26 protein-coding genes are annotated in these 25,091 nt (G+C 64.8%); 14 read left to right on the top strand and 12 right to left on the bottom strand.

Annotated features, from left to right (window positions below; genetic code table 11):
* Window positions 1-89: 89 nt before the first annotated feature.
* Window positions 90-1,121, bottom strand: a complete 1,032-nt coding sequence (locus tag EU803_RS12080) for a GlxA family transcriptional regulator (protein ID WP_129683142.1) — start codon at window positions 1,119-1,121, stop codon at window positions 90-92.
* Window positions 1,122-1,198: 77 nt separating this feature from the next.
* The gene (locus EU803_RS12075; protein WP_129683141.1) at window positions 1,199-1,453 is read right to left on the bottom strand and encodes a DUF167 domain-containing protein; all 255 of its coding nucleotides are present in this window, start codon (window positions 1,451-1,453) and stop codon (window positions 1,199-1,201) included.
* Window positions 1,454-1,516: 63 nt separating this feature from the next.
* Between EU803_RS12075 and EU803_RS12070 the strand changes: the two genes are divergently transcribed.
* The 3 genes from EU803_RS12070 to EU803_RS12060 are packed head-to-tail and all read left to right on the top strand — an operon-like array spanning window position 1,517 to window position 3,930.
* The gene (locus EU803_RS12070) at window positions 1,517-2,620 is read left to right on the top strand and encodes a class II histone deacetylase (protein ID WP_129683139.1); all 1,104 of its coding nucleotides are present in this window, start codon (window positions 1,517-1,519) and stop codon (window positions 2,618-2,620) included.
* Between the two features lie 39 nt (window positions 2,621-2,659).
* The gene (locus tag EU803_RS12065; protein WP_129683137.1) at window positions 2,660-3,238 is read left to right on the top strand and encodes a nitroreductase; all 579 of its coding nucleotides are present in this window, start codon (window positions 2,660-2,662) and stop codon (window positions 3,236-3,238) included.
* A complete protein-coding gene (locus EU803_RS12060; RefSeq protein ID WP_129683135.1) occupies window positions 3,235-3,930 on the top strand; it encodes an EI24 domain-containing protein in 696 nt (231 codons plus the stop codon). The genes EU803_RS12065 and EU803_RS12060 overlap by 4 nt, the downstream gene beginning before the upstream one ends.
* A 61-nt stretch (window positions 3,931-3,991) precedes the next feature.
* Here the strand turns inward: EU803_RS12060 and EU803_RS12055 are convergent, their stop codons facing one another.
* Window positions 3,992-4,282, bottom strand: coding sequence for a DUF1467 family protein (locus tag EU803_RS12055; RefSeq protein ID WP_129683133.1), 291 nt, complete (start codon window positions 4,280-4,282; stop codon window positions 3,992-3,994).
* Window positions 4,283-4,322: 40 nt separating this feature from the next.
* On the bottom strand, window positions 4,323-4,727 hold the full coding sequence (gene mce, locus EU803_RS12050) for a methylmalonyl-CoA epimerase (RefSeq protein ID WP_129683131.1): 405 nt from the start codon (window positions 4,725-4,727) through the stop codon (window positions 4,323-4,325).
* Window positions 4,728-4,887: 160 nt separating this feature from the next.
* Between mce and EU803_RS12045 the strand changes: the two genes are divergently transcribed.
* Together EU803_RS12045 and EU803_RS18610 are read left to right on the top strand one after the other, a co-directional pair.
* Entirely contained in the window at window positions 4,888-5,610 is a 723-nt protein-coding gene (locus EU803_RS12045) for a response regulator (protein ID WP_129683725.1), read from the top strand.
* Between the two features lie 174 nt (window positions 5,611-5,784).
* Entirely contained in the window at window positions 5,785-5,955 is a 171-nt protein-coding gene (locus EU803_RS18610; RefSeq protein WP_165352830.1) for a hypothetical protein, read from the top strand.
* A 2-nt stretch (window positions 5,956-5,957) separates the two neighbouring features.
* On the opposite strand, the gene EU803_RS12040 is transcribed toward EU803_RS18610, so the two are convergent.
* The 6 genes from EU803_RS12040 to EU803_RS12015 all read right to left on the bottom strand — a co-directional run bounded on the left by EU803_RS12040 (window position 5,958) and on the right by EU803_RS12015 (window position 12,774).
* A complete protein-coding gene (locus EU803_RS12040) occupies window positions 5,958-7,169 on the bottom strand; it encodes a DUF1501 domain-containing protein (protein WP_129683129.1) in 1,212 nt (403 codons plus the stop codon).
* A gap of 3 nt (window positions 7,170-7,172) precedes the next feature.
* Complete coding sequence (locus EU803_RS12035) at window positions 7,173-8,555, bottom strand: DUF1800 domain-containing protein (protein ID WP_129683127.1); 1,383 nt, start codon at window positions 8,553-8,555, stop codon at window positions 7,173-7,175.
* Between the two features lie 109 nt (window positions 8,556-8,664).
* Complete coding sequence (locus EU803_RS12030) at window positions 8,665-9,141, bottom strand: DUF1993 family protein (RefSeq protein ID WP_129683126.1); 477 nt, start codon at window positions 9,139-9,141, stop codon at window positions 8,665-8,667.
* A 46-nt stretch (window positions 9,142-9,187) separates the two neighbouring features.
* A complete protein-coding gene (aspS, locus tag EU803_RS12025) occupies window positions 9,188-10,966 on the bottom strand; it encodes an aspartate--tRNA ligase (protein WP_129683124.1) in 1,779 nt (592 codons plus the stop codon).
* A 72-nt stretch (window positions 10,967-11,038) separates the two neighbouring features.
* A complete protein-coding gene (locus tag EU803_RS12020) occupies window positions 11,039-11,683 on the bottom strand; it encodes an aminotransferase class IV family protein (protein ID WP_242494356.1) in 645 nt (214 codons plus the stop codon).
* A complete protein-coding gene (locus EU803_RS12015; RefSeq protein ID WP_129683122.1) occupies window positions 11,638-12,774 on the bottom strand; it encodes an aminodeoxychorismate synthase component I in 1,137 nt (378 codons plus the stop codon). The genes EU803_RS12020 and EU803_RS12015 overlap by 46 nt, the downstream gene beginning before the upstream one ends.
* A 114-nt stretch (window positions 12,775-12,888) precedes the next feature.
* Between EU803_RS12015 and EU803_RS12010 the strand changes: the two genes are divergently transcribed.
* The 6 genes from EU803_RS12010 to EU803_RS11985 all read left to right on the top strand — a co-directional run bounded on the left by EU803_RS12010 (window position 12,889) and on the right by EU803_RS11985 (window position 20,603).
* Window positions 12,889-14,151, top strand: coding sequence for a glycosyltransferase family 87 protein (locus tag EU803_RS12010; RefSeq protein WP_129683120.1), 1,263 nt, complete (start codon window positions 12,889-12,891; stop codon window positions 14,149-14,151).
* 147 nt (window positions 14,152-14,298) lie between these two features.
* A complete protein-coding gene (gene carB, locus EU803_RS12005; protein ID WP_129683118.1) occupies window positions 14,299-17,631 on the top strand; it encodes a carbamoyl-phosphate synthase large subunit in 3,333 nt (1,110 codons plus the stop codon).
* Window positions 17,632-17,898: 267 nt separating this feature from the next.
* Window positions 17,899-18,402: a YbjN domain-containing protein gene (locus EU803_RS12000; protein ID WP_129683116.1), complete on the top strand. Its 504-nt coding sequence runs from the start codon at window positions 17,899-17,901 to the stop codon at window positions 18,400-18,402.
* A gap of 98 nt (window positions 18,403-18,500) precedes the next feature.
* Window positions 18,501-19,316, top strand: a complete 816-nt coding sequence (gene proC, locus EU803_RS11995) for a pyrroline-5-carboxylate reductase (protein ID WP_129683114.1) — start codon at window positions 18,501-18,503, stop codon at window positions 19,314-19,316.
* Window positions 19,309-19,650: a tRNA-binding protein gene (locus EU803_RS11990; protein WP_129683112.1), complete on the top strand. Its 342-nt coding sequence runs from the start codon at window positions 19,309-19,311 to the stop codon at window positions 19,648-19,650. Before proC ends, EU803_RS11990 begins: the two co-directional genes overlap by 8 nt.
* Window positions 19,650-20,603 (top strand): D-glycerate dehydrogenase, encoded by a 954-nt coding sequence (locus EU803_RS11985; protein WP_207209196.1) that lies wholly within the window; start codon window positions 19,650-19,652, stop codon window positions 20,601-20,603. Before EU803_RS11990 ends, EU803_RS11985 begins: the two co-directional genes overlap by 1 nt.
* Window positions 20,604-20,785: 182 nt before the next feature.
* Here EU803_RS11985 and EU803_RS11980 read toward each other — a convergent pair whose 3' ends face one another.
* On the bottom strand, window positions 20,786-21,376 hold the full coding sequence (locus EU803_RS11980; RefSeq protein WP_129683110.1) for a thymidine kinase: 591 nt from the start codon (window positions 21,374-21,376) through the stop codon (window positions 20,786-20,788).
* 269 nt (window positions 21,377-21,645) lie between these two features.
* Here EU803_RS11980 and EU803_RS11975 point away from each other — a divergent pair, with 269 nt between their 5' ends.
* Complete coding sequence (locus tag EU803_RS11975; RefSeq protein ID WP_129683109.1) at window positions 21,646-22,101, top strand: hypothetical protein; 456 nt, start codon at window positions 21,646-21,648, stop codon at window positions 22,099-22,101.
* A gap of 48 nt (window positions 22,102-22,149) precedes the next feature.
* On the opposite strand, the gene EU803_RS11970 is transcribed toward EU803_RS11975, so the two are convergent.
* Entirely contained in the window at window positions 22,150-23,268 is a 1,119-nt protein-coding gene (locus tag EU803_RS11970) for a beta-ketoacyl-ACP synthase III (RefSeq protein WP_129683107.1), read from the bottom strand.
* Window positions 23,269-23,447: 179 nt separating this feature from the next.
* Between EU803_RS11970 and purE the strand changes: the two genes are divergently transcribed.
* Together purE and EU803_RS11960 are read left to right on the top strand one after the other, a co-directional pair.
* Window positions 23,448-23,936, top strand: a complete 489-nt coding sequence (gene purE, locus EU803_RS11965; protein ID WP_129683105.1) for a 5-(carboxyamino)imidazole ribonucleotide mutase — start codon at window positions 23,448-23,450, stop codon at window positions 23,934-23,936.
* On the top strand, window positions 23,929-25,002 hold the full coding sequence (locus EU803_RS11960) for a 5-(carboxyamino)imidazole ribonucleotide synthase (RefSeq protein ID WP_129683103.1): 1,074 nt from the start codon (window positions 23,929-23,931) through the stop codon (window positions 25,000-25,002). The genes purE and EU803_RS11960 overlap by 8 nt, the downstream gene beginning before the upstream one ends.
* Window positions 25,003-25,091 lie beyond the last annotated feature (89 nt).

Raw genomic sequence — 25,091 nt, 5'->3', positions numbered from 1 at the left:
ACCTTACGTTTTCAGGACAGGGCCCAAAGTTTCGCGCGGGGCGGGCCGATGTTGTAGGGTGGGTCTTGACCCACCTTACCGGGCGGGGTTCACCCCTCGGGGACAGCGGCGCGCGCCGCGCTCCACCCCTTGCGGAAGGCCTTGGGCGAGACCCCAAATTTCTTGCGGAACTGCACTGACAGGTGATCGGTCGAGTTGAACCCGGTCGCCGCCGCGATTTCCGTCACCGACATGTTGGTTTCGTTCAACAGCGCATGGGCCCGGCTGATCCGCAGGTCATAGTAGAACCGACTGGGCGACACATTGGTGTATTTCTTGAACAGCCGCTCCAACTGGCGCCGCGACACGTCCAGTTGGTCGCAGATATCCTCGATCTGAAGCGGGTCTTCGAGCCGGTCTGTCATCAGCTGGATGGCGTTCAAGAGGTGCTGGTTGCGGCTGCCGATCGCCACAGACAGGGCCGATTTCTGCGGCGCTTTCCGGTTCGACGCGCGGGCATGGATGCACATGTCGGCCACGATCACCGCCAATTCCCGGCCATGGTCGTTTTCGATGATTTCCAGCATCATGTCTGTGGCTGCCGACCCGCCCCCGCAGGTCATCAGCTTGTCTTCGATTTCATAAAGGTTCTGGGTCGGTTCCAAATCGGGGAAATGTTCCCGGAACGACGGCTGGTTTTCCCAGTGCAGGGTGAAGGGCCGGTCCCCGATCAGCCCCGCCTGCGCCAGCGCAAAGGCCCCCGAACAGATCCCGCCCATCGTCGCCCCGAAACTGCGCTGCCGTCGCAGCCAGGCAAGGTCGATGGGCTGGGCCGCCTCGTTCGGTTCCACCCCGGAACAGACAAAGACCGTATCCTTGCCCCCCAGTTTCGGCAGCCCCATGTCGGGCGTGATCCGGACCCCGTTGGAACAGCGCACGGCCACCCCGTCGGCGGTCACCGTGTACCAGCGATACAGCATCCGCTTGGTGACCTGATTGGCAACGCGCAGCGGCTCTACCGCCGAGGAAAAGGCAAGCATCGTCAGCTTGGGCAAAAGCAGGAAGTGGAAGTCGCGTGGAGGGCCGTCATAGCTGACGTTCAGGCTGGCCGCCCCTTTCGGGATGAAATCGTCTAGGTCCATCGTCGTCCCGTCGCGCTGCGCCTCCGGCTGGCCCGGTCTATAGACGTTCTGGCCAATCCCTGAAAGCCCCTGCCCGCCTAGAGAATCCGAAACACCTTGTCGCGCGCGTTCGCCCCGCGGATCAGTTCAAGCCGGGTTTTCGGCAGGCCCAGCGCCTTGGACAGCAGCTTGACCACCGCCTTGTTGGCCTTGCCGTCCTCGGGCACGATGGTGACATAGACCCGGATCGCGCCGTCCTCGGCCACGATCCTGTCGCGCGCGGCCTTCGGGGTCACGCGCACGGAAATCTCGGCGCCCTCGTGGGCAAGGTGGGACAGGTCCGGCAGGCTCATCCCTTGCCCTTATCCCGGATCGGTGGAACTGTCACCGCCGACACGGGATCAAAGGGGCAAACCATGGCGACAGGGTTCTTCTGGGACGAGAAATGTTTCTGGCATTCGGGCGGCAACTATGCCGAAAACCTGCCTGTCGGCGGGCTGGTGCAACCGGTCGTCAATGGTGGCCTGCCCGAGACGCCGGAATCCAAGCGCCGTTTGAAGAACCTGATCGAGGTGACGGGACTGGCCCGCGACCTGGTCCTGCAGGGAGCCGATCCGGTGACCACCGACGATCTGCTGCGGGTTCATCCCCAACGCTACCTGACCGAGTTCAAGCGTCTGTCCGACACGGGCGGCGGAGAACTTGGGCGGCGCACCCCCTTTGGCCCCGGTGGCTACGAGATGGCGGCGCAGTCGGCGGGCCTTGCCAAAGCCGCACTGTTTTCGGTCCTGCGCGGCGATCTGGACAACGCCTATTCCCTGTCGCGCCCGCCCGGGCACCATTGCCTGCCCGAATATCCCAACGGATTCTGCCTGTTCGCCAATATCGCCATCGCGATCGAGGCCGCCCGCGCCGCGGGACTGGCCAAACGCTATGCCGTGCTGGACTGGGACGTGCACCACGGCAATGGGACCGAGGCGATCTTTTACGACCGGGCCGATGTGCTGACCGTGTCGATCCATCAGGACCGGAACTACCCGTGGGACACCGGCGCGTTCGAGGACCGGGGCGTGGGCGCGGGCGAAGGGACCAATCTGAACATCCCGCTGCCCGCCGGGTCGGGCCACGCGACCTATCTGGACGCGATGGATCGGCTCGCCCTGCCCGCGATCCGAGATTTCGCCCCGGATGTGCTGATCATCGCCTGCGGGTTTGACGCCGCCGCGATGGACCCGCTGGGCCGGATGCTGTGCCACATGGGCAGCTTCCGGGCGATGACCCGGCAGGTGATGGACCTTGCCGCCGACGTCTGCGGCGGTCGGTTGGTCATGGTCCACGAAGGCGGCTATTCCGAAACCTATGTTCCGTTCTGCGGCCATGCGGTTCTGGCGGAAATGTCGGGCAGCGCCATCGACGCGCCAGACCCCTTTGGCGACATCTGGGACATCCGCCAGCCCGACGCCCGGTTTGAAGAATTCACCAAGGGGTTGATCGGCGATATGGCATCGGCGCTCGCCTGACCCTATCTAGGGGCTGACCACTTAGACGAAGGACCGCAGATGCCCGACCGGAACCAACCCGCCCTCGATTTCCTGCTGACCCGCCGGTCCTATCCGGCCAAGATGATGACCGGGCCGGGGCCGGACGAGGCCGCGCTGGCGGAAATCCTGACGGCGGCGCTGCGGGTGCCGGACCATGGTAAGCTGGAACCCTGGCGGCTGGTGGTGCTGGAAGATGCAGCCCTGACCCGGATCGCGGCCGAGATCGAGGCGCGTGGCCCCGCCGCGGGCGTCGACGCTGACAAGATCGCCAAATCGGCGGGCACCTACCGGGGATCGCCGCTGGCGGTGATGGTGGTGTCGGCCCCCGTGCCGTCCGACAAGATCCCCGAGATTGAACAGGTTCAATCGGCGGCCGCGCTTTGCCTTGGGCTGGTCAATGCGGCCACGGCGGCGGGCTGGGGGGCGAACTGGCTGTCGGGCTGGTTCAGCCATGACCGGACCTTCACGACCGAGGTTCTGGGCATCGGGACCGGCGAAACCGTTGCCGGGCTGATCCACATCGGCACCCCCGGCCCCGCCGCGCCCGACCGGCCCCGCCCGGACCTGTCAAAGATCGTCAGCCGGGTTTCCGAATGATCCTGTCCGATTTCCTGAAAGCCGTGGGGCAACTGCCCGACGGCCGGTTTCAGCGGGTGCTTTGGCTAGGCATCGCCCTGACCATCGCGCTTTTGTATGGGGCCTATGCGGGGCTGTTGTGGCTGGTCTCGCTGATCGACCCGCAGGCCATTACCCTTCCGGGGGTCGGAGAGATCACGTGGATCGGCGATCTTCTGTCCTGGGGGTCGCTGTTCTTCATGCTGTTTCTGTCGATCTTCCTGATGATCCCGGTCGCCTCGGCCATAACGTCGCTGTTTCTGGACGACATCGCGCAGGCGGTAGAGGACGCGCATTACCCGCACCTGCCCCGCCCCCCGCGCGTGACATTCTGGGAGGGGGTGCGGGATTCCGTCAATTTCCTCGGCGTGCTCCTTGGGGCGAATATCCTTGCGATCTTCGCCTATGTGATCCTGCCCTTCGCCGCGCCGGTCATCTTTTACGGGCTGAACGGGTTCCTGCTGGGGCGGGAATACTTCCAACTGGCCGCGATGCGGCGCGAAGGGCGCGACGGGGCCAAGGCGCTAAGGTCGCGGCATTTTGGGGAAATCTGGCTTGCGGGGTGCCTGATGGCCGTGCCGCTGACGATCCCGCTGGTGAATCTTCTGGTCCCGATCCTTGGGGCCGCGACCTTTACCCATCTTTACCACCGGTTGGCGGCAAAGGTGGGTTGAAACCCACCTTACGGTGTTGCGCTGAAACGTAAGGTGGGTCTTGACCCACCCCAACGAAGCGTCAGTCCGTCTGCACCGATTGCGGCGTGGACATCCGGTGGAACCAGTCGAGGTCGCGCACGCTGATCACCCCCGACAGGATCGTCCCGGCGATCACCAGCCAGATCGGCACCGCGACGATGGTGACGATCTTTGCCTTGCGCTTGAAGTTGAAATCCGCCGGGGCCGAGGAATGGGTGCCGGGCACCACCTCTCCGCGGTCGCCCTGGGTTTCCAGCCGCAGCGGCAGCACGATGAACAGCACCATGAACCAGATCACGGCCAGAAGGACGAGTGCCGATGTAATGCCCATTACGGGGTTCCTTTCGTCGGTTCGATGGGGGCCTTGGGCCCTAGACCTGTTCTAGCTCGACCAGGCAGCCGTTAAAGTCTTTCGGGTGCAGAAACAGGACCGGCTTGCCATGGGCGCCGATCTTTGGTTCGCCGGTGCCCAGAACCCGGGCGCCGGTTGCCTTCAGATGGTCGCGGGCGGCGATGATATCCTCGACTTCGTAGCAGACATGATGAATCCCGCCCGAGGGGTTCTTTTCCAGAAACCCCTTGATCGGGCTGTCGTCGCCCAGCGGATACAGAAGTTCGATCTTGGTGTTGGGAAGTTCGATGAACACCACCGTGACCCCGTGATCGGGTTCGTCCTGCGGTGCGCCGACCTTGGCCCCCAGCGCGGTGCGATATTGAGCCGATGCGGCGTCGAGGTCCGGAACGGCAATGGCGACGTGATTCAGGCGACCGATCATGGAAATATCCCTTTCGCAGCTTTGCGCCGGTTATTCCCCGGCAGGCGCGGTGACGCAACGGGCAAAGCGTCGCGGGGCGCGCGCAGGCGTTAACCCCGCGTTCACCAAGCCTGTGCATCAATCTGTCCAGTTCAACAGCTGCCTTCCAGAGGACTGGACCATGGACAACCTTGACGACTTTCTTGTAATGCGGCCGCCGACCGCCAACCGCCCGTTGCTGGGGCTGACGGTTCTGGTGGTGGAAGACAGCCGCTTTGCCTGCGACGCGATCCGCCTTTTGTGCCAGCGGTCGGGCGCGCGTATCCGGCGGGCCGACAGCCTTGCTCACGCCCGCCAGCACCTGAAGGTCTATCGCCCCTCCGTCGTCATCGTCGACCTTGGCCTGCCCGACGGCCCGGGCGAAGGGTTGATCCACGACCTGACCCACGGGACGCCGCGGGTTGACGTGGTGCTTGGCACCAGCGGCGACCCGGATGCCGCCGACCGGGCCATTGATGCCGGGGCGGATGGGTTCATCGCCAAGCCTGTCGCCTCTTTGTCCGCGTTCCAGAATGCGATCCTGTCGCTTCTGCCCAGGGACCGGCAGCCGCCCGGCCCGCGCCTTGTCCGGGACGAGGTGATTGAACCCGACCCGCTGGCCCTGCGGGATGATCTGGCCTTGGTCGCGGATGTTCTTGCCGACAGGGGAACCCTGTCGTCCGACACGGTCGCATACCTGTCGCAATTCGTGGGCGGCCTTGCCCGGACCGCCAACGATATCGACCTTGGCGAAGCCGCTGGCCGCCTTGGCCAGTCCCGTAGTGACCCTGTCCTGATCGCCGCCGCCCGCGCCGACCTGTCAAAACTGGTCACCGCCCGGCTGGGTGCGTCAGGGCCGATCTAGCCCGCCCTAGCCGGCTACGCGCCCCAAACGGCGTCGACGCAATATTGCCCCGAAAACGATCTGCGGCGGTCAATCTCCTGTCACCGCCGGGTCGAATTGGGGTGCGATCCCCAAGAATAAGCGGAATTGACCAAGATCCGTGAACAATAAGCGTAACGAGTAGAGGACAGAGCAATGACCCCTTTTCTGCAAACCTTCGTGAAATCCGAAGACGGCAATACGACCATCGACTGGATGGTTCTGACCGCCGGACTGTTGCTTCTGAGCGTGGCCGTGGCAACGGCCATCGGCGGCCCGACCACCGGAATCGCCGACGAGACCGCAGCGGTCATCTCGACCCTGTAAGGCTATCTGACGATCCCGGGATCGGCCCCAAGGTCGACCCCGGGAAAGATCATTCCCGCAAGCGTGGACGGCTTGACCCCGTAAAGCCCCCGCAGGACCCAGGCGGCATAGGCCCGCACATCGCGCGTCGGCATCAGATCCCGACCATCGTAAAGGTCGAAATCGGATAGGCCCGGCCAGTCGCCTAGTACCCTGCCGCCCCGCAGGGCGCCCCCGGCATAGATCATCGCCCCGCCGGTGCCGTGATCCGTGCCAAGGGTTCCGTTTTCCCGCACTGTGCGCCCGAACTCCGTCAGACACAGAATCGCGGTCCTGTCCCAATGGTCGGCCAGACCGACCCGCAGGGTCAGCAGGACCGCCGCCAACCGATCCAGCGCGCGCGGCAGATGCTGGCCCTGCCGGTTGTGCGTGTCCCATCCGGCCAGCGAAAAGCTGGCGATGCGGGACGCGCCCCGGAGCCGCCCGGCGGCGAATTCGGCCAACCGGATATGGTCGCCGCGCAGGGCGATCTCTCCCATCATCGGGTCGGCGGCGATCTGGTCCTCCAGCGCCTCGGTCATCTCCGCCTCGGCGTCGATCTGCTGGGCGATCTCGATCGCCTCGGCGCTGGCCTGTTCAAAAAGCGGGTCACCGTCATGCACCAGTTCGATCAGGCGGCGGGTGCGGGGGTTCAGGTCCAGCTGCGCCTCGGGCGCCCAATGCGCCACCTCTGCCGCGCCTGCCAAGATCAGCATCCTGTCGCGCCCGATGGCATAGGCGGTGTCGGATTGCGCGCCCGGCACGACCTGTACCAGCCGGTTCAGCCAACCGTCCCGCAGATCGCCCTTCGGGTCGGCCACCCCGGCCTCGAGCACATCCTGCCCATCGAAATGGGACCGGACATCGCGATAAGGGGTCGAGGTCGCGTGGGCAAAGCCAAGATCGCCCGCGTCCCACAGCGGACGCAGCGGTGCGAGGGCCGGGTGCAGCCCGAAGAACCCGTCAAGGTCGGCCCCGCCCCCGGCGGCGAGCGTCGGCCGAAGCCCTGCATAGAACGGATCGCCGTAGGGGCGCAGCACGTCCAGCCCGTCCATCGCCCCGCGCAGCACGATCACGACCAGCCGGTTGTCACCGGGCACATCGGCAAAGGCGACCGGCGTCATCAGGGGCGAGGCCGCCGCCGAACAGCCCAGCGCCGCGCCACCCAGCAACATGTCCCGTCTGGAAAGTGCCATGGCCTATCTCCTCTGAAACGCGGCGGAACACAGGATCACGGCCACCCCGTCGCGCCGGTTGGGGGCGTCGCGCGCGGCCTGCACCACGGCTGGCGCGGGATTAGGGCCAAGGGCGTCCGTCACGAAATGCATGGGCATTGGCAACCGATCGACCATGCGGCGCGGCACGGACAGCGCCCAGTTGATCCGCGCCGCCATGCCCTGCGGCGTGACCCAGGCCTCTGGCTCTTCCGGCCAGCCGTCCGGGCCGACAGGGTTTTCCCACGGCTGCCCCATCAGACCCAATGGCCGTACGAAATCCCGCCGCAAGATGCGCGGGCCCAGCCCCGTGATTGCCGCGCCCGACACGCCCAAGGCCCGCAGGGAGGCGGCGATGAAGCTGAACGGGTCTTTCACCTTGGCTCGCTCCGCCGCCCAGGCCGCCGGATGGTCCAGAAGGGTGCGGACAAGAGACAGAAGATCGCCGCCGGTCGCCATGAAATCCTCGGCCAGCGCCGCGACAAGATCGGGTGCGGGCCGGTCCGATACGAAATGAACGGCAAGTTTCTGCGCGATGTGCCGGGCCGTTTCGGGCCGGGCGGCGATATCGAACAGAGCACGCCGGATCTCGGCCAGTTGCGGGGTCGGGCCATAGGTCTGGCCCAGAACCACCTCTTCGCCCGGTTCCGCCGCCTCGGTTCGGAACCAGAAGGCGCGATCTTCGTCCAGCGTCAGCCCGGTGAACAGTTCCGCAAGTTGCCGCACGTCATCCTGGGCGTAGCCGCCCGCGACACCCATGGTGTGCAGTTCCAGCACTTCACGGGCAAGGTTTTCGTTCAACCCCCGGCGCCCGCCCCCCCCAACGCGGCTGTCCGGGCCAACGGATTGGGTCTGATCGAGGTAGAGAAGCATCATCGGATGCAGCGTGACCACCATCAGCATATCCACGAAGCGGCCGGTGACATGGGGGCGGATCGCCGTTTCGACAAATGGGGTGACAAGGTGGGACGATCCCCCGACCCGCGCGGTGACGGTAAAATGATCGGCCCAGAACCGGACCAGCCGTTCGCGCAGCCCGTCTTCGCCGTCAATCGCGCGGGCCAACGTCGCGGCAAGGGTCTGCTGTTGTAGCACCTGCGCCGCGCGCAGCATGTCCCGGCGCTCTTGCTCAAGCTGCTCTGCCTGGTCGTCCTGCCCCGCGCGGCGGGCGGCGTTGCGGTCGCGTGACACCGCGGTCAATTGCCCGAGAGAGGGGTAGGCCGCGTCATAGGTTGGGATCGGGAAGCGGGCTGCGGCAAGATCGGGACCGGCCAGCCGCACCATCATGTCTTCCACTCCGGTCGGCAGGGGCTGTTGTGGCGACAGACCCATCCCAAATCTGGTTTCCGCGATAACCGGATCGAACATCTGCCGCACCCGCCTGTAACTGCCTGGACCTACCCTAGCCCATTCCGGGCGCTGCTTCGCCCGCCATCGTTAGACTTGGCGACGTTCCGCCCGGGATCAACCCCGGCGACTAAAAGGTGAAGCCGTCGGGATAGGCGTGCAGCCCGTCCACATCCGCCTTGCCGACCGCGACACCCGCCTGACGAAGCCCGGCATAGCCAGCGGTTAGGTGAAAGATCATGTTGGGAAAGGCAAACCTGAGCAGGTAGTCGGCAAGGGTCTGTTCGAGGTTCGCAAATCCCGCCACATGCGTGACCGGACCGCGCAGGTCGGCCCCGGTCAGGCCGTCCAGCGCCGCGCGGGTTTGCCGGGCCATCGCCCGCAACTGTGGCGCGGTAAATTGATCGGGAAACGCGGGCATCGTCCTGCCCGCCGGTTTCAGTGCGGCCCGCGCCGCAAACCCCAGCGCCACGGCGAAATGCTGACCCGCGGGGAAGGTGCCGGGCCATGGCACCACCTCCAGCGCCCCCTCCACCGTTTCGGACTTGATCACCAGATGATCCACCCGGTCGATGTAATGGCGCAGCGTTGCGAGCAGATCGTCCATTCCGGCCCTCCAACGAAAAAGGGCGGCCCTTCGGCCGCCCCTGTCTTTAAGCTTCGGGCGGCAGGACCCGCAGCCGCAACTCGCGCAGCTGTTCGTTGCTGGGATCGCTGGGCGCGTTCATCATCAGGTCTTCGGCCCGCTGGTTCATCGGGAACATGATGACCTCGCGGATGTTGACCGTATCGGCCAGCAGCATGACGATCCGGTCGATCCCGGCGGCGCAGCCACCGTGCGGCGGGGCGCCGTAGTGGAACGCCTGGAACAGGGCGCCAAAGCGGTTCTTGACCTCTTCCTCGCCATAGCCCGCAATTTCGAAGGCCTTCAGCATCACGTCGGGTTTGTGGTTACGGATCGCGCCCGAGACCAGTTCATAGCCGTTGCAGGCAAGGTCATACTGAAAGCCTTTGACTTCCAGCGGATCGCCCATCAGCGCCTCCATCCCGCCCTGTGGCATGGAGAAGGGGTTGTGTTCGAAGTCGATCGCGCCGGTTTCCGCGTCCTTTTCGTAGATCGGGAAATCCACGATCCAGGCAAAGGCGAAGCGGTCCTTGTCGGTCAGCCCCAGTTCCTCGCCGATGACATTGCGGGCCTTGCCGGCGACGCCTTCAACGGTCTTTGGTTTGCCGCCAAGGAAGAAGGCCGCATCGCCGACGCCAAGGCCAAGCTGCTGGCGGATCGCCTCGGTCCGTTCGGGGCCGATGTTCTTGGCCAGCGGGCCTGCGGCTTCCATCTGGCCATCGGTTTCCCGCCAGAAGATATACCCCATCCCCGGCAGGCCCTCTTTCTGGGCAAAGGCGTTCATCCGGTCGCAGAACTTGCGGCTGCCGCCGGTGGGCGCCGGGATCGCGCGGATCTCGGTGCCGTCCTGCTCCAGCAGCTTGGCGAAGATCGCAAAGCCGGAGCCGCGGAAGTGATCCGAACAATCCTGCATCTTGATCGGGTTGCGCAGGTCGGGCTTGTCCGTGCCATACCATTTGGCGGCATCGGCATAGGAAATCTGCGGCCAGTCGGCATCAACCTTGCGACCGCCGCCAAACTCCTCGAACACGCCTTGCAGGACCGGCTGGATCGTGTCGAACACGTCCTGCTGGGTGACAAAGCTCATTTCAAGGTCAAGCTGGTAGAAGTCCGTCGGCGACCGGTCGGCGCGCGGGTCTTCATCGCGGAAGCAGGGCGCGATCTGGAAATACTTGTCATAGCCCGAGGCCATGATCAGCTGTTTGAACTGCTGCGGGGCCTGCGGCAGCGCATAGAACTTGCCCGGGTGCAGACGCGACGGCACAAGGAAGTCGCGCGCGCCTTCGGGGCTGGAGGCGGTGATGATCGGGGTCTGGAATTCGCGGAACCCCTTGTCCCACATCCGCTTGCGCATCGAGGCGACGACATCGGAGCGCAGGGTCATGTTGCGCTGCATGTTTTCGCGCCGCAGGTCGAGGTAGCGATAGCGCAGCCGGGTTTCTTCCGGGTATTCCTGATCGCCGAACACCATCAGCGGCAGTTCCTGCGCGGCGCCCAGCACTTCGAGGTCGCGCACGAAAACTTCGATCTCGCCGGTCGGGATCTTGGGGTTCACCAGTTCCGGGGCCCGCGCCTTGACCGTGCCGTCGATGCGGATGCACCATTCGGACCGCACCTTTTCCACCTCAGCGAAGACCGGGCTGTCGGGGTCGCACAGCACCTGGGTAATCCCGTAGTGGTCGCGCAGGTCGATGAACAGGATCCCGCCGTGGTCACGAACCCGATGGACCCAGCCCGACAGGCGAACGGTATCGCCCACGTTCTTGGCGGTCAGATCGGCGCAGGTATGAGAGCGATAGGCGTGCATTTTCGGGCGTTCCTTGGGTTTCGGGCGTCTTTTGTCGGCGTCACGCCGATACACTCGGTTGCGCGACCATTGTCAAGCAATCGGGACGATCCGGGCCGGGATCAGCCCGCGCAGGGCGTTGCCCATCCAGATGCGGCGCGCGGCTGTCAGGTCAGCGGGGGTCAAGACCCGTTCCTGCCACCCGTCGGCCAGACAGGTTTCGCGCAGGATACCGGGCAGCAGGCCCGAGGAAAGGGGCGGCGTGACCCGCGCCCCATCGGCCAGTTCGGCGAAAAGATTGGTGATCGTCCCTTCGCAGACCTCGCCCCGTTCGTTCAGGAACAGGGCCTCATCGACGTCGGCGGGCAGGTCCGCCCGGGCGGCATCGTAAAGCACCCTTTGCGTGGTCTTGTGCCGCAACCATGGATCGTCCGACTGCAACCGGTCCGGGTGGATCGCCACCCGCCATTCTGCCGGCGCGGGCGGCAGCGGGGCGGTGGTCAGGTCAAATTGCCCGACCGCATCCAGTGTCAGGCGACAGCGGGTCGCGGCATCGACCGTTAGGCTCATCGCCTGCCGTGCCGCGCCCGCGTCGAACGGATAGCCCAGCGCAGCCGCCCCCCGCGCCATCCGCGCAAGGTGCCGGTCGGCGTGGGCAACACCCCCACCGGGATCAGCGCGAAAGGTTTCGATCAGCTGTGTTCCGTCTGGAACGCGGCCGCGTAACGGGCTTTCCACAGGGCTTCCTCGTATTCGCTGGGGGCGGTGGAATCCCAGACCACCCCGCCGCCCACGTTCAGGCGGGCCTTGCCATCTTCAACCATCATGGTGCGGATCGCCACGTTGAATTCGGCCCGGCCATCCGGCGCGGCCCATCCGATCGACCCGCAGTAGATGTCCCGCGCGGTCCCTTCCAGCGCCCGGATGATCTCCATCGAGCGCAGTTTCGGCGCGCCGGTGATCGACCCGCAGGGGTAAAGCGCGCGGAAGATGTCGCCCAGACCGGTGCCCGGCTGCAATTGCCCGGTCACACGGCTGACCATCTGGTGGACGGTGGCATAGGTTTCGACCTTGAACAGTTCCGGCACCTTGACGCTGCCCACCTCGGCGATGCGGGACAGGTCATTGCGCAACAGGTCCACGATCATCAGGTTTTCGGCCCGGTTTTTCGTGTCGCTCCACAGAAAGGCGCGGTTGGCGGCGTCTTCGACATCCGTTTCCCCGCGCGGCATGGTCCCCTTCATCGGTAGGGTTTCCAGCTTGCCGCCCGCGTGGATGCGGAAGAACAGTTCCGGGCTGCGGGACAGAAGCGCCGGGCCGCTGTCCTGTTCGATCAGCACCCCGTGACCCACGGCCTGCCGGTCTGTCAGGGCAGCATAGATCGCCTCGGGCGTGCCGGTCACGTCGGCGCTCAGCGGGAAGGTCAGGTTGGCCTGATAGACATCCCCGGCCCCGATCCAGTCGTGCAGCCGCCGAAAGGCATAGGCATAACGATCCGCATCCCAGTCCGGGCGCGGGGCGGTCAGGCTGGCCGGGCCGCGTTGCAGGGCGGTCGCCTCCTCTGGCCCGCGATAGGCCCCAAACCGCAGCAAGGGCACCCGGCGGTCTTCGGGGATCAGCGGCAAAAGGCGCGGTTCCAGCGCATAGCCAAGTTCATAGCTGGCGTAGCCCGCGATCCACAGCCCGTCCGACAGCGCGGCATCCAGCGCGGCGAGGGCCATCGGCACACCTTCGGGCCTGTGCGCCTCGATCAGACGTTCGGGCGCGTCGAACCGGGCGGCTGCACCGCCTGTTTCCTGCTCTGGTCCGCGATCAAAGCGAATCCGCACCGCAACACCCTCTCGTCGATCCTTCTTCTGGTTGCCTACTTAAGTTGACCCTGCCGCTTAGGACAGGGCAGAAAACGTCCAATCGGCCACAAAAGGCGGACCGAAGGGGCAGAGATGGGCAAAAACAACGGGGCGGTCTTCGCCTTGATCGCGATCTTCGCCGGGTTCGCCGCGTTCTCTTTTGCGGTTTTCGGATTTGGCCACTCCCCCGACCTCATGGCGACCTGGCTGGCCGGGTATTTCCACCAGATCGGCGCGACCGATCAGGTCTATGCCGGGTATGACGGGCTTTATACCATGTTGCCGCCATCCGACTGGTGGCCCTACCTGCAATCGCAGGGGCGGGACCAATCGGTCTTCCCTTATGTCTACCCTCCGATCTGGGCGGTGGTGACCGGCTGGCTGACCCCGTTGGTCGGGTTGGATGCGTTCCAAGTGGTGGCCAGCCTGGTCAACCCGGTGCTGATGGCGGGAATGATCGCCCTTGCCGGGCGGGCCACGGGTGCGCAGGGTTGGGCGCTTGTCCGCTTTGTGGTTCTGGGGCTGGGGATCATGATGGTGACCCTGCCCGGTTCCGTTGCGCTGGAACAGAACCAGCCGCAGATCCTTGTCAGCTTCCTGATTGTCGCGGCCATCGAACGGGATCGGGCCGGGGCAGTGCGCACCGCCGGGGCCGCGCTGGCGCTGGCCGCCGCGATCAAGCTTTACCCCGCGCTTCTGGTGGTGCTGTGGCTTGCCGCGCGCCGCTGGGGCAGTGTTGCCAGCTTTGCCATTGTGGGCGCATCCCTTGGCACCCTGTCCATCCTGCTGGCGGGTTGGCCCCTGCACGAGGTATTCCTGTCCGATGTTTCGGCGATCCGCAACACCGCCCTTGTGACGTCGTTCACCTACGGGATCGACCCGGTGATCGCCCAGATCGCCCATGCGGACCAGTTGCAGTTCGTTCCCGGCCTCGACAACCTTCCAGACGCGGCCAACCAGTTGGGATGGTCGGTCATGGCCAAGGGGGCGGTCTGGTCGGGCCTGTCCACGGTCGCGCTTGTGGCGCTTGCCGCCTTTGCGGCGCTCCGGGCGCGGGGCGGGGCAGACCTGCTGTTCTGGCCCTTCGTCCTTGTCGCGCTGGCGCTGATCTCGCCGCTCAGTTGGGGGTATCACTACCTGCCCGCGCTGGCCTTTCTGCCGGATCTCCTGAACCGCTATGGTCCGCGCCGGGGCGGGTTGATCGTTCTTGCCGTTGTCGCGCCGGTCACCCTGCCCGTGCTTGGCCTTTTGCCTTTGCCCGCATCCGGCCTGTTGCTGCCGCAGATCGTCGGCACGGTTGCCATGGCCGGCTTGGGTTTGGCCTTCCTCCTTGCCCCTCCTGCGGCGAAAGACTGAAGTTTCCGCAAGAATGGGGCGATTGAGGCCTTGCGCCCCGCCACTCCATCCCTATAACCCACGACAATTTGGGCGCGCCCTGCCCCCGGACAGATTCCTCCGGGTGCGGCGGGTGGCCCGCTGCCACATATCACGACGGAGAGTCCCATGCCGAAAAGAACCGACATCAAGTCGATCATGATCATCGGAGCGGGACCAATCGTGATCGGGCAAGCCTGCGAATTCGACTACTCTGGTGCACAGGCCTGCAAGGCCCTGCGTGAAGAGGGGTATCGGGTGATCCTCGTCAACTCCAACCCTGCAACGATCATGACCGACCCGGGGCTGGCCGACGCCACCTATATCGAACCGATCACCCCCGAGGTCGTCGCCAAGATCATCGAGAAGGAACGCCCCGACGCTCTGTTGCCCACCATGGGCGGGCAGACCGGTCTGAACACCTCGCTCGCGCTGGAAGAAATGGGTGTGCTGAAGAAATTCGGCGTGCAGATGATCGGCGCCAACCGCGACGCCATCGAAATGGCGGAAGACCGGAAACTGTTCCGCGAGGCGATGGACCGGATCGGTCTGGAAAACCCCAAGGCCACCATCATCACCGCCCCGAAAAAGCCCAACGGCAACGCCGACCTTGAAAAGGGCGTGCAGATGGCGCTGGAAGAGCTGGAGAACATCGGTCTGCCCGCGATCATCCGCCCGGCCTTTACTCTTGGCGGCACCGGCGGCGGCGTGGCCTACAACCGCGAAGAATACATCCACTTCTGCCGCTCAGGCATGGATGCCAGCCCGGTGAACCAGATCCTCGTCGACGAAAGCCTGCTGGGCTGGAAGGAATTCGAGATGGAGGTCGTCCGCGACAAGGCGGATAACGCGATCATCGTCTGTTCCATCGAAAACGTGGACCCGATGGGCGTCCACACCGGCGACAGCATCACCGTCGCCCCGGCCCTGACCCTGACCGACAAGGAATACCAGATCATGCGCAACGGCTCGATCGCCGTGCTGCGCGAGATCGGTGTCGAGACCGGCGGGTCGAACGTGCAATGGGCGATCAACCCCGAAGACGGCCGGATGGTCGTGATCGAAATGAACCCGCGCGTGTCGCGGTCGTCGGCACTGGCCTCCAAGGCGACCGGTTTCCCGATTGCCAAGATCGCGGCCAAGCTGGCGGTCGGCTATACGCTGGACGAGTTGGACAACGACATCACCAAGGTGACCCCCGCGTCCTTCGAACCGACCATCGACTATGTCGTAACCAAGATCCCCCGCTTCGCGTTCGAGAAATTCCCGGGGTCCGAACCGCACCTGACCACCGCGATGAAATCCGTGGGCGAGGCGATGTCCATCGGCCGCACCTTCCATGAGTCTGTGCAAAAGGCGCTCGCGTCGATGGAGACCGGGCTGACCGGCTTTGACGAGGTCGAGATCCCCGGCGCGCCGGACAAGGCCGCGGTGATCAAGGCCCTGTCGGTGGCCACCCCCGACCGGTTGCGCACCATCGCCCAGGCCATGCGCCACGGGCTGACCGATGACGAGATCATCGGCGTCACCGCCTTTGACCCGTGGTTCCTTGCCCGCATCCGCGAAATCATCGAGGCCGAGGAAGTGATCCGCAAGGATGGCCTGCCGGTGACCGAAGAGGGCCTGCGCCGGGTCAAGATGATGGGCTTTACCGATGCCCGCCTTGCCAAGCTGACCGGCCGGGACGAGGCCAACGTGCGCCGCGCCCGCCAGAACCTTGGCGTCAACGCCGTCTTCAAACGGATCGACACCTGCGCCGCCGAATTCGAGGCCCAGACCCCCTATATGTATTCCACCTACGAAGCTCCCGCGATGGGCGACGTGGAATGCGAGGCCCGCCCCAGCGACCGCAAGAAGGTCGTCATTCTTGGCGGCGGCCCCAACCGGATCGGTCAGGGGATCGAGTTCGACTATTGCTGCTGTCACGCCTGTTTCGCCCTGACCGATCAGGGCTATGAAACGATCATGATCAACTGCAACCCGGAAACCGTGTCGACCGACTATGACACGTCGGACCGGCTGTATTTCGAACCGCTGACCTTTGAACATGTGATGGAAATCCTGCGGGTCGAGCAGGACAATGGCACCCTGCACGGGGTCATCGTCCAGTTCGGCGGCCAGACCCCCCTGAAGCTGGCCAACGCGCTGGAAGAGGCGGGCATCCCGATCCTGGGCACCACGCCCGACGCCATCGACCTTGCCGAAGACCGCGAACGGTTCCAGGACCTCGTGAACCGGCTTGGTCTGAAGCAGCCGCACAACGGCATTGCGTCGACCGACGAACAAGCCTTTGAAATCGCCAAGGATATTGGCTTTCCGCTAGTGATCCGCCCGTCTTACGTTCTGGGCGGCCGGGCGATGGAAATCGTCCGCGACATGGATCAGTTGAAACGCTACATCCGTGACGCGGTGGTCGTGTCCGGCGACAGCCCGGTGCTTCTGGACAGCTACCTGTCCGGCGCGGTCGAGGTGGACGTGGACTGCCTGTCCGACGGCAAGGACACCCATGTTGCGGGCATCATGCAGCACATCGAAGAGGCCGGGGTCCATTCCGGCGACAGTGCCTGCTGCCTGCCGCCCCATTCCCTGTCCGACGAGATCATCGCCGAGATCCGCCGCCAGACCGAGGCGCTGGCCAAGGCACTGAACGTGATCGGCCTGATGAACGTGCAATTCGCCGTCAAGGATGGCGATGTCTACCTGATCGAGGTGAACCCGCGTGCCTCGCGCACCGTGCCCTTCGTCGCCAAGGCGACCGACAGCGCGATTGCGTCGATCGCCGCGCGGCTGATGGCGGGTGAACCGCTGTCGAACTTCCCGCTGCGCGCGCCCTACCCCGAGGCCGAAGACCCGATGACCGTGCTGCCGCTGGGCAACCCGTTCACGCTGGCCGATCCGAACACCCCGTGGTTCAGCGTGAAAGAGGCCGTGATGCCCTTCGCCCGCTTCCCCGGTGTGGATACGATCCTTGGGCCGGAAATGCGCTCTACCGGCGAGGTTATGGGCTGGGCCCGCAACTTTGCCCGCGCCTTCCTCAAGGCACAGCTGGGCGCAGGCACCCACCTTCCGACCGAGGGCACCGTCTTCCTGTCGATCAAGGACGCCGACAAGGGCCCGATGATGCTGGAATGCGCCCAGATCATCGAAGGTCTTGGCTTCAAGATCATCGCAACCGCCGGCACCGCCAAATGGCTGACCGAAAACGGAATTTCCGCCGAAAAGGTCAACAAGGTCTATGAAGGCGGGCGCACCATCGTCGACCGCCTGAAGGACGGCGAGGTGCAGCTGGTGTTCAACTCCACCGAAGGGGCGCAGGCGGTCGAGGACAGCCGCGATATCCGGGCCGTGGCGCTTTATGACAAGATCCCCTATTTCACCACCGCCGCCGCGTCGCATGCCGCCGCGCTGGCGATGCGCGAAGGCAAGGAAGGCGAACTGCGGGTGCGGGCGCTGCAGGGGTAAATCTGCGACCGATCTGACCAACAAAGACAGCCCGCGCCCCGGCGCGGGCTGTTGACGTTCTTGCGCCTGAAAGGATGCGTTATACGGTTTTCGTCCCCTGACCTTTTGGCTGGATCGGGACTTATCCCCAAGAAATTGCTTTACAGATCAGCGCATAGGCCCCACCATATCTCGTAGGGGCGGCGTGGTCATAACACCCTCCCTAGAGCAGTCAACGAGCGCTTGGGTGCTGCCTCATACCGAGCGCCAAGACCGGGGGTACGTGCGATGGCATTGTCCGAGAGCTTTCTCGATACAGGCGACATTCATCCAATTGATCTGGTGGAACATATTGCCGAACACCACGACTGGGAGTTCGACAGGCTGGCCTATGACCAGATCGCAATGCAGGTCGAGGGCCAGTGGCGGACCTATTCGCTGACGCTTGCCTGGTCCGACTATGACCAGACCCTGCGCTTGATCTGCACTTTCGAAATGGAACCGCCCGAGCATCGGACCGCTGCCCTCTACGAGGCGCTGAGCCGGGCCAATGAACATTGCTGGGCAGGGGCCTTTACCTGGTGGCCCGACCAGAAGCTGATGGTGTTCCGCTACGGCCTGATCCTTGCGGGCGACCAGATCGCCAGTCCCGAGCAGATCGACACGATGATCGGCGCGGCGGTGATGAGCTGTGAGCGGTTCTACCCGGCCTTCCAACTGGTGACCTGGGCCGAACGGACCCCGGCAGAGTCGATGGACGTCGCCATCGCCGAGGCCTACGGCACCGCCTGATCGGCGCAGGGGCGGCGCGCGATGCCCGCCCCGCCTTGCACCCCCTTGGGCCGCTGGCTAACGTGCCCGCAAAGCGACGCGCGCAAAGGGGATTTCCAATGAACATGGATGACGTGGCACGCCGGGGCCTTGTGCTTTTGGGCTGTGGCAAGATGGGGTCGGCAATGCTGGCTGGCTGGCTGAAAGGCGGGCTGCCGGCGGCATCGGTCTGGGTCATCGACCCCTACCCCAGCGACTGGGTCACCGCGCAGGGTGTGCATGTGAACGCCGACCTTCCCGCCGATCCGGCGATTGCGCTGATCGCGGTCAAGCCGCAGATGATGGGCGATGCGCTGCCGTCCATGCAGGCGCTTGGCAACGGCACTACCCTGTTTGTGTCGGTCGCCGCCGGGACCCCGATTGCAACTTTCGAAACCGTTCTGGGGGACCGGACCCCGATCATCCGCGCCATGCCCAATACCCCCGCTGCCGTTGGCCGGGGGATTACGGCGATCATCGGCAACGGAATGACGGGTGCGGGCCATCTGGATCTTGCGCAATCGCTGCTGGAGGCGGTGGGACAGGTTGTCCGGTTGGACAGCGAGGACCAGATGGACGCGGTTACCGGGGTGTCCGGGTCCGGCCCGGCCTATGTGTTCCACCTGATCGAAACGCTGGCCGCCGCCGGGGTGGCGCAGGGGCTGTCCCCTGAACTGTCCATGCAGTTGGCCAAGGCCACCGTCGCGGGCGCAGGCGCCTTGGCCGAGGCGGCCGAGGAAGACCCGGCGCAATTGCGTGTCAACGTTACCTCGCCCAACGGCACGACACAGGCCGCGCTGGAGGTTCTGATGAATGAGACAGATGGCTTCCCCGCCCTTCTGACCCGCGCGGTGGCGGCGGCCACCAACCGGTCAAAGGAGCTGGCCCGTGGCTGACGCGATCACATTCGACGATTTTCTGAAGGTGGATATCCGGGTGGGCCGTGTCCTGCGGGCCGAGCCCTTTCCCGAGGCACGCAAGCCCGCGATCAAGATGTGGGTGGATTTCGGGGCCGAGATCGGCGAACGCAAGACCTCGGCCCAGATCACGGCCCATTACAGCCCGGAGGACCTGATCGGAAAACAAGTGATCGGCGTCGTGAATTTCCCGCCCCGCCAGATCGGCAAATTCATGTCCGAAGTGCTGGTGCTGGGTCTGCATGATGCCGATGGCGGGGTTGTCCTGCTGTCGCCCGACAAGGAGGTGCCCGAAGGGGCGCGAATGTGCTGATGAAGAAACTGCTGATCACGCGGCGCATCGCCGAACCGGTGCTGGATCAGGCCCGCGCCCGGTTTGACGTGACCCTGGGCGATGGCGCCCTGACCGAGGACCAGGCGGCGGCCGCGCTAGCGGCCTATGATGCGATCCTGCCGACGCTGGGCGATGCCTTTACCGCGCAGGCGTTCGAGGAGGCGGGGACAAACCCGCGCTGCAAGATCCTTGGCAATTTCGGGGTCGGCTACAATCATATCGACGCGCGGGCCGCCGCCGCCCATGGGGTGATCGTGACCAACACACCCGACGTGCTGACCGACGCGACCGCCGATATTGGCTGGACCCTGATCCTGTCCACCGCCCGTCGCGCGGGCGAAGGCGAGCGAATGCTGCGGGCCGGGAAATGGGGCGGCTTTGGCCCGAAATCCATGCTGGGGACCCATGTGACTGGCAAAGTGCTGGGCGTCGTCGGCATGGGCCGGATCGGGCAGGCCGTGGCCCGGCGCGGGCATTTCGGCTTTGGCATGGAAGTTCTGTATTACAACCGATCCCCCAAGACGGTCGATTTCCCTGCCCGGCAGGTCGACGGCCTGCATGATCTGATGCGGGCCGCCGATTTCGTGGTGGTCACCGTGCCCGGCGGGGCGGAAACGACCCGGCTGATTGATGCGGCGGCACTGGCGGCGATGAAGCCCACGGGGATCTTCGTCAATATCGCACGGGGCGAGGTGGTGGACGAGGCGGCCCTGATCGAGGTGCTGGAAGCGGGCGGGATCGCGGGCGCCGGGCTGGATGTCTACGAGAAGGAACCGCATGTGCCAGAGCGGCTGCGGGCGCTGGAAAACTGCGTGCTGCTGCCGCACCTTGGGTCGGCGACGGTCGAGACACGTCAAGCGATGGGTCAGATGGCACTGGACAATATCCTTGCCTGGGACGAAGGGCGCGACCCGCCGCAGCGGGTCAACTGACGCCCTGATATCAGAGGATTCAGGGGGGAGGTCTTGCGCCGCCTGCGACGTCGTCTTCGAATGTTTTGCGCCGCCTGCGGCGTCGCCGGGGGGCGCGGGCCTGCGGCCCGCGCAGGGGCTCTGCCCCTCTGGCCCGTGACCGGGCCATTCACCCCGGGATATTTATCGACCCAAAGAAGGGGTTATGCGGCGGGACTGTCACCCACGGCCGCGCGCCAATGCCTGCGACACAGCGAGACATAGCGTTCATTGCCCCCGATCGCGACCTGATCGCCACCGGTCAGGACCTTGCCCTCCGCATCCTTGCGCACCACCATTGTCGCCTTCTTGCCGCAATGGCAGATGGTCCGCACCTCGCGCATTTCGTCGGCCAGCGCCAGAAGCGCGGCGGAGCCGGGAAAGAGGTTGCCCAGAAAATCGACCCGCAGCCCGTAGCACATGACCGGCACCGACAAGTCGTCGACGGCGCGGGCCAGTTGCCAGACCTGATCCGCCTCCAGAAACTGCGCCTCGTCCACGAAGACGCAGGCGCAGGGGCCCTCGGCCAGCCGCGCGGCGATCTTGGCAAAGAGGTCTTCGCCCGGGCCATAGGTGTCCGCCTCAGCCCCGATGCCGATCCGGCTGGCGATCCGGCCCTCGCCGGCCCGGTTGTCAAATTGCGCGGTGAGAAGATAGGTTTGCATCCCCCGTTCCACATAGTTGTGCGAGGCCTGCAAAAGCACCGTCGATTTACCGGCGTTCATGGTGGAGTAGTTGAAGTAGAGCTTTGCCATGCCCCGTCGTAGCCGCAGAGGACCGCCAACCGCAAGACGCAAGCGCCATTCAAAAAACCGGGCCGGAGATCCCACATGCGCCTTCCATCAGGAGGGCACAGGATGGGGTTGTGGGATCCCCGACCCCCAGCCCCCGAAGAGGCTGGAACTCGTTAAGCTTCCCGCAAGGCGAGACAGGTTTATCAATGACAAACGCATGTCAGACCATTAATGGGAAAAGGTGTGGGGGCTTCCCCTGACGCGGGAGGCGAATGAGAGTGGGTGAGTTAATGAGCCGGGCAGTTGGCAGCTATTTGAAGAAACATACCGAAGCACTGGTCAAGGACGTAGGCATCGAAGCGGCCTGCGAACTGACGGGCAAATCCAAGGCGACGCTGGGCCGATACTATTCGGACTCGGACGAACATTCGGACCGGTTCATCCCGGTCGATGCGGTTGCCGCGTTGGAGGCTGGGGCATCCTACCCGCATGTGACCGCGGCGCTGGCCGAATTGCGCGGCATTTCCCTGACCTTCGACAGCGAACATCGCAATTCCGAAGGTGGGATCAATTCCGACGTCATCACCCTGTCGCAGCGGTTCGCGATCCTGATGGCGGAATACAACCAGTCGATCGAGGATGGGGTGATTTCCGTGAACGAGGCCAAGCGGCTTTTGCGGGAAACGACGGCCCTTCAGAAGGTGCTGGTGGACATGAAGCTGCACCTCGAGGACGAGGTTACCTGACCCATCTGAACGAGAGGGTCAGGCACGGGGGCCTGTGGCAACGTGGGGCTATGCCCGTTCGACGATGACCGACCCGACGGAATAGCCCGCCCCGAAGGAACAGATCAGTCCCCGGTCGCCGGGGGCAAGGTCGCCGGAATGCAGGGCAAAGGCGATGATCGACCCGGCAGAGGACGTATTGGCGTAGTCCTGAAGGATATTGGGCTGTTCGCCCCGTTCTGGCGTCCGGCCAAGCACCTTCTTCCCGATATAGTCGTTCATTGTCTTGTTGGCCTGATGCAGCCACAGCCGTTTCAAACTGTCCGCTGTCACGCCTTCGTCCTGCATGTGCCCGGCGATATGGGCTGACACCATCGGCAGCACCTCTTTGAACACCTTGCGGCCTTCCTGCATGAACTGCATGTCGCGCCGATCTTCCATCTGGTCATGGGCGCGGCGCAGGAAGCCATTGTTGTTGCGGATGTTGTTGGAAAACTGGGTCGCGCAGCGGGTGGACAGAATGCGATAGCGTGGACCGCTCAACCCCTCGTCCCGTTCCAGCAGAACCGCCGTGGCGACATCGCCAAAGATGAAATGGCAATCCCTATCCCGCCATTCGAGGTGGCCCGAGCAAATCTCGGGGTTGACCACCAGCGCGCGGCGGATGCTGCCCGCGCGGATCATGTCGGCGGCGGTCTGGATGCCGAAAGTGGCCGAGGAACAGGCCACGTTCATATCAAAGGCGAAGCCGCTGGTGCCCAACAGAGACTGGATTTCCACGGCAATCGCCGGATAGGCCCGTTCGTGGTTCGAGGCGGCGCAGATGACCGCGTCCACCGCGCCCGGATCGACCCCGGCCATGTCCAGCGCCTTGCGGCAGGCATCAACCCCCATCTCGGCCATGATCGACGGGGCGTCGTCGGGCCGGGCGTCAAGGCGCGGGCACATCCTGTCGGGGTCCAGCACCCCCGCCTTGTCCATCACATGCCGCCGTTCGATGCCGGAGGCGTTGAAGATGAACTCGGCCGAGGATTGGGGTTTCGCCGCCACCTCCCCCGCCGCGATGGCATCGGCATGGGCGGCGTTGAACCGGTCCGCATAGGCGTTGAAGGCCGCGACCAGCTCGTCATTTGTGATAACCTCGGGCGGGGTGAACAGCCCCGAACCGGTAATGGCTACGCCGTGCATCCCACGCCCCCTGTTTGACCTTGCGGAAAGGTGGGCGCGCGCCGGGGCAAAGGCAAGCCTGACGGAACGTCAGGAAAGACCGCGATTTGCCCCGTTTTCCCTGCCCCGGCGGCCCTTCGCCCCATTGCGCCGCGCCGCAGCGCCGCTATAGTGCCGCTTCCTTTCAGACGGGGGCGAATATGGCGCAGGTCAAGGTCGGGATCATCATGGGCAGCCAGTCGGACTGGGCCACGATGAAGGAGGCCGCAACCATTCTGGACGAATTGGGCGTGGCCTATGAGACCAAGATCGTCTCGGCGCACCGCACCCCGGACCGGCTGTGGAACTATGGGAAAGAGGCCGCGGGCCGTGGCCTTCAGGTGATCATCGCAGGGGCTGGCGGGGCAGCTCACTTGCCCGGGATGATGGCGTCGAAAACCCGCGTCCCGGTGATCGGCGTGCCGGTCCAGACACGTGCCCTGTCCGGTGTCGACAGCCTGTATTCCATCGTGCAGATGCCCAAGGGGTTCCCGGTTGCCACCATGGCAATTGGCGCGGCAGGGGCCGCCAATGCGGGCCTCATGGCCGCAGGTATCCTTGCCCTGCAGGACCCCGCCCTTGCCGACCGGCTGGACGCGTGGCGCGATGCCCTGTCCGCCTCTATCCCTGATGAGCCGTCCGATGACTGAAATGCTGCCCCCCGGTGCAACCATTGGTATTCTGGGCGGCGGCCAGCTGGGCCGGATGCTCTCGGTGGCCGCCTCGCGGCTTGGGTTCAAGACCCATATCTTTGAGCCGGGCGCGAACCCGCCCGCCGGTCAGGTGGCTGATGCGGTAACCACCGCCGCCTACGAGGATGAAGCGGCGCTGCGGGCCTTTGCGGGCGCTGTCGATGTCATCACCTACGAGTTCGAGAATATCCCGACCTCGGCGCTGGACCTGCTGGAATCGCTGAAACCGATCCGTCCGAACCGCAAGGCGCTTGCCGTCAGCCAGGACCGGTTGACCGAAAAGGCGTTCCTGACCGATCTGGGGCTTCAGACCGCCCCCTTTGCCGCTGTCGACGATGCCCAGGATATGGCAGAGGCCATTGAAGAAATCGGCACGCCCGCGATCCTGAAGACCCGCCGTTTCGGCTATGACGGCAAGGGGCAGGCGCGGATCAGGTCGGCAGAGGATGGCCCTGACGCGCTGGACGCCATGGCCGGTGCCCCGTCGATCTACGAGGGGTTTGTCGACTTCAGCCACGAGGTCTCGGTGATCGGCGCGCGTGGTCTGGACGGGGCGGTTGCCTGTTTCGACCCCGGTGAAAACGTCCACCGCGACGGCATCCTGCACACCACCACCGTGCCCGCCCGCCTGTCGCCGTCACAGCGGACCGACGCGGTTCTGATCGCCGCGAAGATCCTGAACGCGTTGGATTACGTTGGCGTCATGGGGGTAGAGCTGTTCGTGACGCCTGCGGGGCTGATCGTGAACGAGATCGCGCCGCGCGTGCACAATTCCGGCCACTGGACCCAGAACGGCTGTGCGATCGACCAGTTCGAACAGCACATTCGCGCGGTTGCGGGCTGGCCCCTTGGCAACGGCAGCCGCCATTCCAACGTGGTGATGGAAAACCTGATCGGCGCGGACGTGGACCGTATCCCCGAGATCGCGCGGACAGATGCGGCGATCCATCTTTACGGCAAGGCCGAGGCCAAGCCGGGCCGCAAGATGGGGCACGTCAACCGGGTGACCGGCCCCGCGTCCTAAAGCGTCATGCGAAAAACCTGAATCACCTAACGCTGCCTGAAATCCAAGATTTCAAAGCGTTAGGTGATTCTTGTTGCTTCAGGTATTTC

Source organism: Loktanella sp. IMCC34160, assembly GCF_004145845.1.
In the GTDB taxonomy this organism is placed as follows: Bacteria; Pseudomonadota; Alphaproteobacteria; order Rhodobacterales; family Rhodobacteraceae; genus SELP01.
Note: the sequence above shows the minus strand (reverse complement) of the source record. Positions and strands in the feature narration are given on the sequence as shown.